The following is a 12,381-nucleotide window of genomic DNA, read 5'->3' as shown; positions in this document are numbered from 1 at the left end:
GGGGCGGGGTGGTGGGGGTGGGGCGGGTTGCTGCGGTGGCGGACCAGAGGAGCCAGGGGATTGTGATCAGGGCGCGGATCCAGGCGGGGCCGAGGGGGATCCACGGGATCATTGCGACGGCTTTGTCGAAGGCGTCCACGAGGGTCAGTGCGCCCAGGAGGAGGGTCAGGCGGGCCAGCCATGGGCGGGTGGGCCGTAGGGCCAGGGCGGTGCCCGTCCAGTACAGGGCGAGGAGGAGCAGGGCCAGGGCCGGGACGGGGGTGGGGGTCAGGGGCATGGTGGAGCCGGCTACGTCCAGGGACAGGCCGGCCAGGCCCAGCAGGGCGGCGGCCGTGGCCAGGCGGGAGTGGCGCAGGCGGCGCCACCACAGCGCCCCTCCGACCAGCAGCAGCACCGCCGCCACCGCCAGCGCGATCTGGGTCTCCACCCGTTGCAGACCGCGCGCCCCGTACCAGTCGCAGCCCGCCGGGAGCTTGCGCGCCTGGACGTTGTAGTCGGCGCAGACGAGGAGTTGGGCCAGCTTCACCGGTTCGCCGGCCAGCCGGGCGGAGCCGCCGCTGACGTCGCCCCGGCGGTCGCCGCACTGCGGGAGCGTGCCCGGGGTGGAGCCGTCGGGTCCGTCCTGCCAGCAGTTCCCGCGGCCCTGGCCGTCCCACCACACGTCCATGCCGTTGGGGCGGGAGGCGCCGGATTTGTCCTTGCCCAGGACGTTGCCGGCGTACCGGTTGTGGTGGGAGGTGTCCGCCTGCTTCGACCATTCCTCCTCACCGCGGATGAAGGCGGGGACGGCGCTGAGGAAGAAGCCCGCACGCCTGTGCCCGTACACCCAGTTGTTCTCGTACAGGTTCCAGTTGCCGCCGGCGGTGATGACGCCGGTGCCGGGTGGCATGGAGATCTGCGGGCAGACCACGCCCTGCTCGTAGCCACGCTCGATGGGCGGCTTGGCGCAGGTGCCGTCGGCGACGAAGCCGTAGTAGTCCTGGTTGTTGTCGTGGATCAGGTTCCGCTCGAACTTCGCGTGGTTCTGCGGGAGTCCGGGGTGTCCGGGGAAGGCGCTGTCCATCGAGGCGCCGCCCATGTTCTGGTCGAACTCGTTGTCGTGCACCCACACCGAGTCGCCCGCCGTGCCGGAGTAGCCGACCATGTTGTGATGGCTGCGGCAGCCGGTGATCTCGATGGAGTGGCGCGGGACGTCGTAGCCGCGACCGTCGTTGATGTTGGAGGCGCTTCCGGGGTAGAGGCCGGAGTCGCCGTTGCCGTACGACTCGCAGTTCTTGTAGAGCCCGTGGTCGCTGGCGAAGGTCAGGAAGCCGTACTCGTCGTTCCAGCGGGTCAGCACGTCGTCGATGACGAAGCCGTCGCCCGCGAGCACGTACAGCGAGTTGAAGGTGGTGCGCTGCGCGGTGAAGTTGCGGAAGTAGATGCCGTTCGACTTGTCGGCGCGGATGGCGTTCAGCTTCTGGTACTTGGCGTCGATGACGACGTCCAGCCGGGACGCGCCGGTGCCCTCGATCTGCAGGTTGGTCTTGCCGAGGATCGCGACGAGGTTCTGGTTGTGGCGGCACCGCTCCTGCTGCTCGTACGACAGGATCTGGTAACCGAGCGAGGAGTTGGGCGCCTTGAGCGCGGCGCACTCCCCCGTCGGCTTCGGGAGCGAGGGCTCCTCCTCGTACAGGCCGGGGAGGATCGCGATGTTCATCCCGGGCCGGTCCACGGCGTCGACGGCCTCCTGGAGGTGCCGGTAGCCGCTTTTGTCGCACCGTTCATAGAGGGCGAGGTTGCGTTGCCTCAGCTCCTGCGGGAAGCCGGCGATACGGCGTTCGAAGGCGGGCCGGTCGGTTTTGCACACCACGAGGTCGGGCTCGGCCTTGCGGTACTCCGGCACGGATCCGGTGCCGTCCGGGAGGGCGACGGGGCGCTCTTCGTGCGCGTGGGCGGCGGGGGCGGCGAGGAAGAGGGACAGGACGGCTAGGAGGGCGGCGAGGAGCGCCGCCGGCACGGCAGGGAACCTGCGGGTCCACGACATGCGCGTGAGAGTAGAGCAATGTTCATCTTTTCGGATCCCCCTCTGCATCGCGAATTCCGCTGTTGGCCGCGTACACATCGCGAATTCCGCCGTTGACGCGTCCGCATCGCGGATTCGGCCGCTGACGCGTCCCCATCGCGACCGTTGCCGCGTCCGTGCCGCGAATCCGCCCATTGACGCGTCCGCGTCGCAAATCCGCCCGTTGACGCGCGAGCCGCGGAATCCTACTGTCAACCATAGGATTCCTTCGACGGAGCGACAGAGCGGGAGCAGCCATGAGCGAGCAGGCCAGGAAGACGGCGGAGGCGCTGGAGTACCTCACCGGCTTCGGCAACGAGCACAGCTCGGAGGCCGTCCCCGGCGCGCTCCCGCTCGGCCGGAACTCCCCCCAGCGAGCCCCCCTCGGCCTCTACGCGGAGCAGCTCAGCGGCAGCGCCTTCACCGAGCCGCGCAGCCACAACCGTCGCTCCTGGCTCTACCGGATCCGTCCCTCCGCCGCGCACCCGCCGTTCGCCCGGATCGAGAACGGCGGGCTGCGCACCGCGCCCTTCACCGAGGCCGCGGCGGACCCGAACCGCCTCCGCTGGAACCCACTGCCCGACCCGGCCCCCGGCACGGACTTCCTGGCCGGCCTGTGGACCCTCGGCGGCAACGGCGACGCCGCCCAGCGCAGCGGCATGGCCATCCACCTCTACGCCGCCAACGCCTCGATGACGGACCGGGTGTTCAGCGACTCCGACGGCGAGCTGCTGATCGTCCCCGAGCGCGGCGGACTGCTGCTGCGCACCGAGCTCGGCCTGCTCAGCGCCAGCCCCGGCGAGGTCGCCCTGATCCCGCGCGGGGTCCGCTTCCGCGTCGAGCTGCTCGACGACACCGCCCGCGGCTACATCTGCGAGAACTACGGCCGCCCCTTCGAGCTGCCGGACCTGGGCCCCATCGGCGCCAACGGTCTCGCCGCCGTACGGGACTTCAGGGCCCCGGTGGCGGCGTACGAGGACAGCGAGCGCCCGACCGAGGTGGTCAACAAGTTCTGCGGCAACCTCTGGGCCGCGACCTACGACCACTCCCCGCTCGACGTGGTCGCCTGGCACGGCAGTCACGTGCCCTACGTCTACGACCTGCGCCGTTTCAACGTCCTGGGCACCATCAGCTACGACCACCCCGACCCGTCGATCTTCACGGTGCTGACCTCGCCCTCCGACACCGCGGGCCTGGCGGGCGTGGACTTCGTGGTCTTCGCCCCGCGCTGGCTGGTCGGCGAGGACACCTTCCGCCCGCCGTACTTCCACCGGAACGTGATGAGCGAGTACATGGGCCTGATCGAAGGCGCCTACGACGCCAAGGCGGAGGGCTTCGTGCCCGGCGGCGGCTCGCTGCACAACATGATGTCGGCGCACGGCCCGGACCGGGAGACCTTCGACAAGGCGAGCGCCGCCGATCTGAAGCCGCAGAAGATCGACGACGGCCTGGCCTTCATGTTCGAGACCCGGTGGCCGATCACCGCCACCGCGCAGGCGGCCAGCGCGGACCACCTCCAGCGCGGATACGACGACGTCTGGCAGGGTCTCCAGCGCCACTTCCGCGCCTAATATGCGCAGCGCCCCCCGAAAGCGCCCGAAGCGCGAAGCAGCCTCTGAAAGCGCCCCTGAAAAGCGCCCCCGCAACGCGCCCCCTGCCCAGCCGTACGGAGAACCACCCGTGACCGCCTTCGCCCCCGACTCGCTGGTGCTGAACCGGAAGCTTCCGCTCTGGTACCAGGTGTCACAGTCGCTGCGCGCCTCGATACTCGGGCGCACCCCGGACGCCTCGCTGCGCCTGCCCACCGAGGAGCAGCTCGCCGAGCACTACGGGGTGAGCGTGCTGACGATGCGGCAAGCGCTCAAGGAGCTGGAGACCGAAGGGCTGATCAGCCGGCACCGGCGGCGCGGCACCTTCATCGAGCCGGGTGCGATGCGCGGGGCGCCCGTCCGGTTGCTGGGTTCGGTCGACGCGATCGTGGCCCAGCAGTCGGGCGACCGGACGACGATTCTCGGGCATGAGCGGACGGCGGTGTCCGGGGAGCTGCTTGAGCACTTCCCGGACACCCCCGAGGTGGTCACGTACCGCAGGCTGCGCCACGACAGCGAGAGCGGCGAGCCGACGAACTGGGCGGAGAACGCGGTCCGCCCGGAGCTGGCCGGAGCCATTGATCTGGCCGATCTGGAGCGCTGGCCGATGACCAAGGTGCTCCGTGACATCGCGAAGGTCCGGATCAGCCGCATCACCGACACCGTCGAGGCGCGGCTGGCCGACCCGGTCACGGCGGAGCTGCTCCAGGTCCCGCTGCTCAGCCCGATCCTGCACTACACGGGCGTGACGTACGACCAGGAGGGCCGGGTGGTGGATGTGGCGCGGATCCGGTACCGCGGCGACCGCTTCTCGTTCACGGTGACGGTCGACGCGCACTGACCGCCCCGGTCGACGCACACTGACCGCCCCACGGGGTGGTCACTTCTCGTCGTCCTCCGCGCGGCGCTCACCCTCCGCCTGGGACGGAGTGGTCCGCGTCGTCTGCGGGTGCATTTGCTTCTTCTGGACCTCGTCCATGTCCTCGTCGAGCCGCTCACCCTCGGCCTGCGACGGAGTCGAGTATTCGTCGTACTGACTCATGACCGTCTCCTCGGTCGGCGGGCGTGTATACGTCGTATGCATACATGCCTTATCCGTACATAAGGAGCGTAACGCTTCGGCCTGGACGGGGCCCGGCCGCCGGGTCCCGTCGCTACCATCGGCCGGGTGAGCCAAGACGTACCGCTGCTGGACGATCTGATGCCCTGGGCCGTGGACGCCCTGCGGCTGGGCCGCGACTGGGTGGCGGCCCCGGAGCCGGCCACCCTGCGTGCCCGCTGGGCGGCACTGGCGGGCGCCGAAGGGGCCGAGCAGGAGCAGCTGTTCCGTCCGTCCCGGACCCGGACTCCCGCCGCCGGGGCGGCCGCCCTGCCGGGCCAGCGCTCGGCCACCGCCGGGTTCGCCGATACGCCCGGCGCCTGCCCCGAGCCCGTACGGGTGCTGCGCGCCTGCTTCGACGAGCAGTGGCTGCTGCCCGACCAGCGGCTGATCAACACGGCCCGCCCGGAGCTGTGGCGGGTCCGGGACGAACACCAGCTCTTCACCGTCGAGGGGCCGCAGCTGCTGGTCACCGCGCACCTCCCGGCCGGCCGCCTCGGCCGGATCCGCCCGCTGCACCGGCGTCCCGGAGGCGCCGAGCCCAATCTCACGCCGGGCCTGCTGCCCCTGCTGGGCGGGCGTTACGGCGGCTGGGTCACCCCGGAGGACGTCCTGTGCTGGATCCTCGCGGCGGGCCGCCCCGGGCCGCGCGGGACGTACGAGGTCCCGCTCGCCGCCGATCCGGAGCGCTGGCGGGCCGGGCTGGAGCTGGGGCACCGGCTGCTCACCGTCCAGCTGCGCGGGGCGCGCGGCGGTGAGCCGCCCCGGCTGCCCGGAGGCCGCCGGCCCTACGTCCGCTCCGCGCTGCCGGCCTGGCCGCACGGGCTCTCGTACGACCCGGAGACCGAGACGCTGAGCCTCGGGGCCGGCACCGTCTCCCCCGTCCCGCGGGGTGCCTGGGAGTATGAGGTGAACGGTGCGCGGGTCCTGGAGGCCTGGTTCGCCGCCCGTACCGCGCACCGCGCGCCGGACGCCGAGGGGCTGGAGGCGCTGGGCCCCGCCGAGTGGCCGCAGGCCTGGACCTCGGAGCTGCTGACCCTGGTCACCACCCTGGCGCTGCTGGCCGATCTGACCCCGGAGCGGGCGGCGTTCACCACCGGGCCGCAGCTCAGCGCCGCCGAGCTGCGTGCCGCCGGGCTGCTGCCCGCACCGCGCTGGGCCCGGCGCCCGGCCTCGGTACTGGACCACCAGGAGGAGGGCCCGGGCGGCCAGTTCGCCCTGCTTTAGGCCACGTCCGGGCGTCCCGGCGGCCAGTTCGCCCTCCCGTAGACCACGTCCCGCGCCTGGGGCGCCAGTTCGCCCTCCCCGTAGACCACACCGCCCGGCCGGGCGGCTATTTCGCCCGCCCCGTACGGCGTGTGCCCCGGTCCTACCCCCACGCCCCCAGCAGCCGGGTCAACGAGCGGTCGAACACCTCGCCCAGCTCGGCCGGGATGCCGGGCCACGCCGTGAGGGCGCCCGCCAGCAGCGGGTACTCCCCCGTCGCGAGCCGGGAGCCGAGCCAGGCCATCCGTACGCCCTGTTCGGCGGCCTCGCTCCAGGGCAGCTGGCGGGCCCGTTCGGCCAGCGCCAGTTCGCCGTCCACGAAGGTCGCCACCGTGCCGTTGACCGAGGCGATCAGCTCCAGCTTGTCGCCGTCCGGTACCTCCAGCGGCGCCAGGCAGCGAAGGCTGTGCTCCAGGTAGCGCAGGGCGTTCGGGCTGAATCCGTAGACCGGGGACAGCAGCCGGGGCAGCCAGGGGTGGCGGTGCATGAGCGCCCGCGTCTGGCGGGCCAGCGCCAGCAGGTCGGCCCGCCAGTCGCCGGTCGGCGGCGTCAGCTCGTACTCCCCGCTGACGGCGTCGACCATCAGCTCATACAGGTCCTCCTTGCGCGGCACGTAGTTGTACAGGGACATCGTCCCGGCGCCGATCCCCGCAGCCACGCGTCGCATGGAGACGGCCTCGATGCCCTCCGCGTCGGCGATCCGCACGGCCTCGGCGGCGATCGAGTCACGGCTGTGCGCGGGCCGGGGGCCGCGGCCGGCCCGTTGCGGGCGGGCCCAGATCACTTCGGGTTCAGCGGGGCGGCCGCTGGGTGTCATCGCTCATCACCTCATCCATCGCCACCATCCTAGTTACGTACACCGTACGGAGTCGGGTAGGGTGCCGGGCATGACTACTACGTACGCTGTACTTAGTGAGGGTCTGACGAAGAGCTACGGGGAGCTCCACGCCCTGCGCGGGCTGGATCTGGCGGTCCCGGAGGGTACGGTCTGCGGTCTCCTCGGCCCCAACGGCGCGGGCAAGACCACCGCCGTCCGGATCTTCGCCACCCTCACCGAGCCCACCGGCGGCCGCACCCTCGTGGCGGGCCACGACGTCACCCGCGACCCGGCCGCCGTACGCCGCGCCATCGGGGTCACCGGTCAGTACGCCTCGGTCGACGGAGACCTGACGGGCCGGGAGAACCTCCGGCTCTTCGCCCGCCTGGCCGGGCTGCGCGGGGCGGGCGCGCGCGACCGGGCCGACGAACTGCTGGACCGCTTCGGGCTGGCCGGGGCCGCCGACCGGGTGGCCTCCACCTGGTCGGGCGGCATGAAGCGGCGCCTTGACCTGGCCGCCGGGCTGATCACCCGCCCCCGTGTGCTGTTCCTCGACGAGCCGACCACCGGGCTGGATCCGGCGGCCCGCGAGCAGATCTGGACGGCGGTCCGAACACTGGCGGACGAGGGCACCACCGTGCTGCTCACCACCCAGTACCTGGAGGAGGCCGACCGGCTCGCCGACGACATCCTGGTCGTCGACGGCGGCCGGGCCGTGGCCGCCGGCACCCCGGCCGGACTCAAGGCCCGGATCGGCGCCTACGCCGAGGTCACCATCGCCGGGGCCGAGGCCCTGGCGGGCGCGGCCGTCGTGCTCGACCAGCTCACGGGCGGCCGGCCCGCGCTGGACGAGGAACGGCTCACCGTCGGCGTGACGGTGCTGGACTCCGGCCTGACCCTGCCCCGGATCATCCGCGCACTCGACACCGCCGGGGTCCCGGTGACCGACGCGAGCCTGCGCCCGCCCACCCTCGACGAGGTGTTCCTGCGCCTCACCCAGGTCCGCACCGCCGACGGCCGTGCGGACGACGGCGCCGCCGGCCGCAGCGCCGCCGGCAGCGCGTACGACAGCGCCGACGACCACAAGGAGCACGCGGCATGAGCACCCTGCTGTCGGACGGCGGCGCCGTCCTCACCCGCCAGCTCCAGAAGGCCCGGCACGCCCCGGCGCTGCTGATCCTCACGCAGACCATGCCGATCACGATGCTGCTGTTCTTCGGCTACGTCTTCGGCAGCGCGCTCGCCATGCCGGGCTCGGAGTACCGCGAGTTCCTGGTGCCCGGGCTGCTCGCCGCCACCGCCGCGAACGGGCTGATGACCGGCATGTTCACCGCCGCGCAGGACGCCCACCGCGGGGTGATGGACCGGTTCCGGACGCTGCCGATGAGCCGCACCGCCGTCCCGCTCGGGCAGACCGCGGCCGACCTGCTGACCACGGCGGTCTCGATGGTGCCGCTGATGCTGGTGGGGCTGGCCATGGGCTGGCGGATCGAGACCGGACTGCCCGGCGCGCTGGGGGCGTTCGGGGTGCTGCTGCTGTTCCGCTTCGCCACCGCCTGGGCCGGCACGTACCTCGGGCTGCTGAGCAGGAGCGAGGAGGCGGCGGGCCAGCTCGGCAGCGCCACCTTCGTCCTGCCGATGCTGTCCAGCGCGTACCTGCCGACCGCGGGGCTGCCCGGGTGGCTGCGCACGGTCGCGGAGTGGAACCCGATCAGTGCCGCCGCCACCGCGGTGCGGGAGCTGTGCGGGAACGCCGGCGGCGAGGCTGCGGCGGGCGCGGCCTGGCCGGCGGCGCATCCGGTGGCCGGGGCCGTCCTGTGGTCGCTGGCCCTGCTGGCCCTGTTCGTGCCGCTGGCCACGCGCCGGTTCGCCCGGGGCATGGCCGGCTGACGCGACGCCGGGGGGTGACAGGGCGGGGTCCGACCGGATAGGCATCGGTGTCATGGACACCGATGGCACCACCGATGGCACGACCGACAGCACCGCCGACAGGACCACCGACAGGACCACCGACAGCCCCGCCGATCCGCTGCCCCTCGACGGTGTCACCGTCGTCGCCGTCGAACAGGCCGTCTCGGCCCCTTTCGCCACCCGCCAGCTCGCCGACCTCGGCGCCAGGGTGGTCAAGGTCGAGCGGCCCGACGGCGGCGATTTCGCGCGCGCCTACGACACCACCGCGCAGGGTCTCGCCTCGCACTTCGTCTGGGCCAACCGCGGCAAGGAGTCGATCGCGCTCGACCTGAAGGACCCGCGCGGCCGGGAGGTCCTGCACGGCCTGATCGACGGCGCCGACGTGTTCGTACAGAACCTCGCACAGGGGGCCGCCGCCCGGCTGGGGCTGGACTCGGCGGCGCTGTGCGCGCGTTACCCGCGGCTGGTCGCCGTCGACATCTCCGGCTACGGCGCCGAGGGCCCGTACGCCCACAAGCGGGCCTACGACATGCTCGTGCAGTGCGAGGCGGGGCTGGTGTCGGTGACCGGCACCCCGGAGCAGCCCGTCAAGGCCGGGATCCCGGCCGCGGACATCGCGGCGGCCATGTACGCCTTCTCGGGGGTGCTCGCCGCCCTGCTGCGCCGCGGGATCACCGGGCGCGGGGGCCGGGTGGAGGTCTCGATGCTGGACGCGCTCGCCGAGTGGATGGGGCACCCGCTGCACCACACGATGCACGGCGGGGAGCAGCCCGTACGGACGGGCCTCGCGCACGCGGTCATCGCCCCGTACGACGCCTACCCGACGGCCGACGGGGACCGGGTGCTGCTGTCGGTGCAGAACGACCGGGAGTGGCGGCGGCTCGCCGAACAGGTGCTGGAGCGGCCCGATGTGGCGGCGGATCCGGCGTACGCGACGAACGCGGCGCGCACCCGGAGCCGGGAGAAGACCGACGCGGTGGTGGCCGAGGCGCTGGGCCGGCTGGGCGCGGACGAGGCGATCGCCCGGCTGGAGGCGGCGGGCATCGCCTGCGCGCGGCTGAACTCGGTGGCTCAGCTGGCGGGGCATCCGCAGCTGGCGGCGCGGGACCGCTGGCGGGAGGTGGGGTCACCGGCGGGTCCGCTGCGGGCGCTGCTGCCGCCGATCGGACTGCCGGGTGGCGCGGAACCGCGGATGGGTGCGGTGCCCGCGCTCGGCGAACACACCGAGGCCCTGCTGCGCGCCCTGGGGATGACGGGCGCGCAGATCACGGCACTGCGCCGGGACGGTGTGATCGCCTGAGGCCGGGCAACCTCCGGGAAGCTGCCGGGAGCTCCGGAAGACTGCCGGAGCTCCGGGAAGCTCCGAGAAGCAGGGACGGGGCCGGGGCGCAGCCGGGCAACCGGCTGCGGTGCGGGGGCAGTTACGAGCGGCGGCTGCCGAAGAGCGTGCGACGCAGCCGACGCAGCGGCGCGAAGAGTGCGACGCGCGCGCTCCGGCTCCGCTGGACGTGCGTGTGGTCGCGGGAGGTGAGCTCGCGCATCAGCAGCGTCGCCTCGGCCGCCTCGTGGTGCGGGACGGCGGGTCCGCCCAGCACGGCGAGGTGGCGGTCGAGGCGCGAGCTGGTCGCACTGCTGCCGCACGTGATGGCAGGCACGCGAGGCGGCCTGCTGCGCATAACTATCTGTTCCATGTCTCTCCCCACCCGTACGAGGGCACCCGGCCCGGGCAGGGTAACCCTATCGCCCCCGCGTCGTGCTCGGGTATCCCGGTCGTGTGAATTACCCCTGCTACTACGGGGAGTTGACGATTACTCAGCGGAGTCGACCGTTACTCTCCGCACAATTTCGGCCGCGTGGGGAGTCGTACGGAGAGTCCCGCCGTGAGAGCAGTCACGAAGCGCGCGCTGCGCTAACTTGGTGTGATCGCCCGATGGCACACATGGGGAGCTCGCGTGACGGAAGACATGGGTGACGACGGGCGTGTCATCGCCGGCCGGTACCGGTTGCTGAGCCCGCTGGGCCGCGGCGGCATGGGCATCGTGTGGCGGGCCCGGGACGAGGTGCTGGCCCGCGAGGTCGCGGTCAAGGAGGTACGGGCGCCCGCCGGGCTGGATCCGGCCGAGGTCGCGCGGATGTACCGGCGCCTGGAGCGGGAGGCCTGGGCGGCGGCCCGGGTCTCGCACCGCGGGGTCGTCACGGTCTACGACGTGGTGACCGAGGACGGCCGGCCCTGGATCGTGATGGAGCTGGTCCGCGGGCTCTCACTGGCCGACGTACTGGAGGCCGAAGGGCCGCTCACCCCGCAGCGGGCGGCCCACTTCGGCGAGCAGGTGCTGGCCGCGCTGCGCTCCGCGCACGAGGCGGGGGTGCTGCACCGGGACGTCAAGCCGGGCAACGTGCTGGTCGCCAACGACGGCCGGGTGGTGCTGAGCGACTTCGGGATCGCGAGCCTGGAGGGGTCCTCGTCGATCACGATGACCGGCGAGGTGGTGGGCTCGCCCGAATTCCTGGCGCCGGAGCGGGCGTTGGGGCGCGATCCGGGGCCCGAGTCCGACCTGTGGTCGCTCGGGGTGATGTTGTACATGGCCGTCGAGGGGGTCTCGCCGTTCCGGCAGGACACCCCACTGTCCACGCTGCGGGCGGTGGTGGACGAGGAGTTGCCGCCGCCGCGCCGGGCCGGGCCGCTGACGCCGGTACTGGAGGGGCTGCTGCGGAAGGACCCGGCCGAGCGGCTGCCCGCGGCGGAGACGGCCCGGATGCTGCGGATCATCGGCGCGGGAGGGTCCCTGCACGCCTCCGGCGGGGTGGTGTCCGGGCCGGACTCGCCGACGGCCGTCGAGCACCGCCGGTACGACGCCGAGAGCACGGCCCCGCACGGCGCGCCCACCCCGCCGATGCCCATGCCGATGCCGGCGCCCGGGCCGGCATCGGTGCCGCGTCACGCCCCGGAGCCGCAGCGGCGGGGGCCGGCGGGTCTGGTGCTGACCCTCGGGATCGTGGTGCTGCTGGTGGCGCTGGCCGTGCTGGGCTGGCTGCTGCTGCGCGACCGCGATGGGGGCGGCGGCGGGGTGAGCCCGACGGATACCCCGACCATCTCCGAGAGCGCCTCCGAGAGCCCCTCGGAGTCGCCGTCCCCCTCGGAGTCGCCCTCGGATCGCCCTCACCGAGCGCGCCCGCGCAGCAGGTCGCCGTGTACGTCAGCACCGTGCGCGACAGTTACCGCGGTTCCTGCCCGCCGCCGGCCGATCAGGCGCCCTCCTTCTCCGCCACGGTCGAGCTGACCAGCGTGCCGGCCGTGCTGGAATACCGCTGGGCCACCCGGGGCGGGACGACCTCCGGCCCGGGCTGGCAGTCCGTCACGTATGAGGAGGGCGGCCCCAAGAGCCGGCAGCTGGAGCACACCGAGCTCACCCACCAGCCGGACGCGACCTACGAGGACGCGGTCCGGCTGGAGGTACGGGCGCCCGCGCAGGCGGCCTCGGAGTGGCTGGAGTTCTCCGTGACGTGCGAGGAGAAGACCCCGACGGACGGGGCCTCCTCCCCTGGCGCGACCGGTTCACCGGGCCCGACGCGGACGCCGAGCCCGGCGGTCAGTCCCTAGCGCCGTGACCGGCAAGGTTCACCGGCCACGGCACTAGGAGCGTGGGTCGGTATC

Annotated in this window: 11 protein-coding genes and 1 pseudogene; 7 read left to right on the top strand and 5 right to left on the bottom strand. The window is 73.0% G+C overall.

Annotated features, from left to right (window positions below):
* A partial coding sequence (locus J7I97_RS30680; protein ID WP_214941408.1) for a right-handed parallel beta-helix repeat-containing protein occupies nucleotides 1–2,026 on the bottom strand: 2,026 nt, incomplete at its 3' end.
* 275 nt (nucleotides 2,027–2,301) lie between these two features.
* Between J7I97_RS30680 and hmgA the strand changes: the two genes are divergently transcribed.
* Together hmgA and J7I97_RS30670 are read left to right on the top strand one after the other, a co-directional pair.
* Complete coding sequence (gene hmgA / locus J7I97_RS30675; protein ID WP_214941405.1) at nucleotides 2,302–3,615, top strand: homogentisate 1,2-dioxygenase; 1,314 nt, start codon at nucleotides 2,302–2,304, stop codon at nucleotides 3,613–3,615.
* A 109-nt stretch (nucleotides 3,616–3,724) separates the two neighbouring features.
* Nucleotides 3,725–4,474, top strand: a complete 750-nt coding sequence (locus tag J7I97_RS30670; protein ID WP_214941402.1) for a GntR family transcriptional regulator — start codon at nucleotides 3,725–3,727, stop codon at nucleotides 4,472–4,474.
* Nucleotides 4,475–4,513: 39 nt separating this feature from the next.
* On the opposite strand, the gene J7I97_RS30665 is transcribed toward J7I97_RS30670, so the two are convergent.
* On the bottom strand, nucleotides 4,514–4,675 hold the full coding sequence (locus J7I97_RS30665; RefSeq protein ID WP_214941399.1) for a hypothetical protein: 162 nt from the start codon (nucleotides 4,673–4,675) through the stop codon (nucleotides 4,514–4,516).
* A gap of 159 nt (nucleotides 4,676–4,834) precedes the next feature.
* On the opposite strand from J7I97_RS30665, the gene J7I97_RS30660 reads away from it, so the two are divergent.
* A complete protein-coding gene (locus J7I97_RS30660; protein WP_214941412.1) occupies nucleotides 4,835–5,959 on the top strand; it encodes a type ISP restriction/modification enzyme in 1,125 nt (374 codons plus the stop codon).
* Here the strand turns inward: J7I97_RS30660 and J7I97_RS30655 are convergent.
* Both J7I97_RS30655 and J7I97_RS30650 read right to left on the bottom strand, forming a co-directional pair.
* Complete coding sequence (locus J7I97_RS30655; protein ID WP_214941396.1) at nucleotides 5,956–6,111, bottom strand: hypothetical protein; 156 nt, start codon at nucleotides 6,109–6,111, stop codon at nucleotides 5,956–5,958. The two genes, J7I97_RS30660 and J7I97_RS30655, sit on opposite strands and share 4 nt — an antisense overlap.
* Nucleotides 6,102–6,815, bottom strand: coding sequence for a TetR/AcrR family transcriptional regulator (locus tag J7I97_RS30650; RefSeq protein ID WP_214941393.1), 714 nt, complete (start codon nucleotides 6,813–6,815; stop codon nucleotides 6,102–6,104). The genes J7I97_RS30655 and J7I97_RS30650 overlap by 10 nt, the downstream gene beginning before the upstream one ends.
* 70 nt (nucleotides 6,816–6,885) lie before the next feature.
* On the opposite strand from J7I97_RS30650, the gene J7I97_RS30645 reads away from it, so the two are divergent.
* Genes J7I97_RS30645 through J7I97_RS30635 form a run of 3 tightly spaced genes read left to right on the top strand, consistent with a single transcriptional unit; the run spans nucleotide 6,886 to nucleotide 10,026 of the window.
* Nucleotides 6,886–7,917, top strand: a complete 1,032-nt coding sequence (locus tag J7I97_RS30645; protein ID WP_214941390.1) for an ATP-binding cassette domain-containing protein — start codon at nucleotides 6,886–6,888, stop codon at nucleotides 7,915–7,917.
* Complete coding sequence (locus tag J7I97_RS30640) at nucleotides 7,914–8,705, top strand: ABC transporter permease (RefSeq protein WP_214941387.1); 792 nt, start codon at nucleotides 7,914–7,916, stop codon at nucleotides 8,703–8,705. The genes J7I97_RS30645 and J7I97_RS30640 overlap by 4 nt, the downstream gene beginning before the upstream one ends.
* A gap of 52 nt (nucleotides 8,706–8,757) precedes the next feature.
* Entirely contained in the window at nucleotides 8,758–10,026 is a 1,269-nt protein-coding gene (locus J7I97_RS30635) for a CaiB/BaiF CoA-transferase family protein (protein ID WP_251049717.1), read from the top strand.
* A gap of 121 nt (nucleotides 10,027–10,147) precedes the next feature.
* Here J7I97_RS30635 and J7I97_RS30630 read toward each other — a convergent pair whose 3' ends face one another.
* Nucleotides 10,148–10,417 (bottom strand): hypothetical protein, encoded by a 270-nt coding sequence (locus tag J7I97_RS30630; RefSeq protein ID WP_214941384.1) that lies wholly within the window; start codon nucleotides 10,415–10,417, stop codon nucleotides 10,148–10,150.
* Nucleotides 10,418–10,690: 273 nt separating this feature from the next.
* On the opposite strand from J7I97_RS30630, the pseudogene J7I97_RS30625 reads away from it, so the two are divergent.
* Nucleotides 10,691–12,327: pseudogene (locus tag J7I97_RS30625) on the top strand (serine/threonine-protein kinase).
* Nucleotides 12,328–12,381 lie beyond the last annotated feature (54 nt).

It is taken from the genome of Streptomyces sp. ISL-87 (genome assembly GCF_018614095.1).
GTDB lineage: Bacteria > Actinomycetota > Actinomycetes > Streptomycetales > Streptomycetaceae > Streptomyces.
The sequence above is the reverse complement of the archived record's forward strand: the minus strand, read 5'-3'. Positions and strand labels throughout refer to the sequence as shown.

What these genes read in the sequence shown, in the direction of transcription:
- hmgA (WP_214941405.1), top strand. Translation starts at nt 2,302, where the DNA reads ATGAGCGAGCAGGCCAGGAAGACGGCGGAGGCGCTGGAGTACCTCACC.
- J7I97_RS30665 (WP_214941399.1), bottom strand. Translation starts at nt 4,675, where the DNA reads ATGAGTCAGTACGACGAATACTCGACTCCGTCGCAGGCCGAGGGTGAG.
- J7I97_RS30660 (WP_214941412.1), top strand. Translation starts at nt 4,835, where the DNA reads ATGCCCTGGGCCGTGGACGCCCTGCGGCTGGGCCGCGACTGGGTGGCG.
- J7I97_RS30650 (WP_214941393.1), bottom strand. Translation starts at nt 6,815, where the DNA reads ATGACACCCAGCGGCCGCCCCGCTGAACCCGAAGTGATCTGGGCCCGC.
- J7I97_RS30645 (WP_214941390.1), top strand. Translation starts at nt 6,886, where the DNA reads ATGACTACTACGTACGCTGTACTTAGTGAGGGTCTGACGAAGAGCTAC.
- J7I97_RS30640 (WP_214941387.1), top strand. Translation starts at nt 7,914, where the DNA reads ATGAGCACCCTGCTGTCGGACGGCGGCGCCGTCCTCACCCGCCAGCTC.
- J7I97_RS30635 (WP_251049717.1), top strand. Translation starts at nt 8,758, where the DNA reads ATGGACACCGATGGCACCACCGATGGCACGACCGACAGCACCGCCGAC.
- J7I97_RS30630 (WP_214941384.1), bottom strand. Translation starts at nt 10,417, where the DNA reads ATGGAACAGATAGTTATGCGCAGCAGGCCGCCTCGCGTGCCTGCCATC.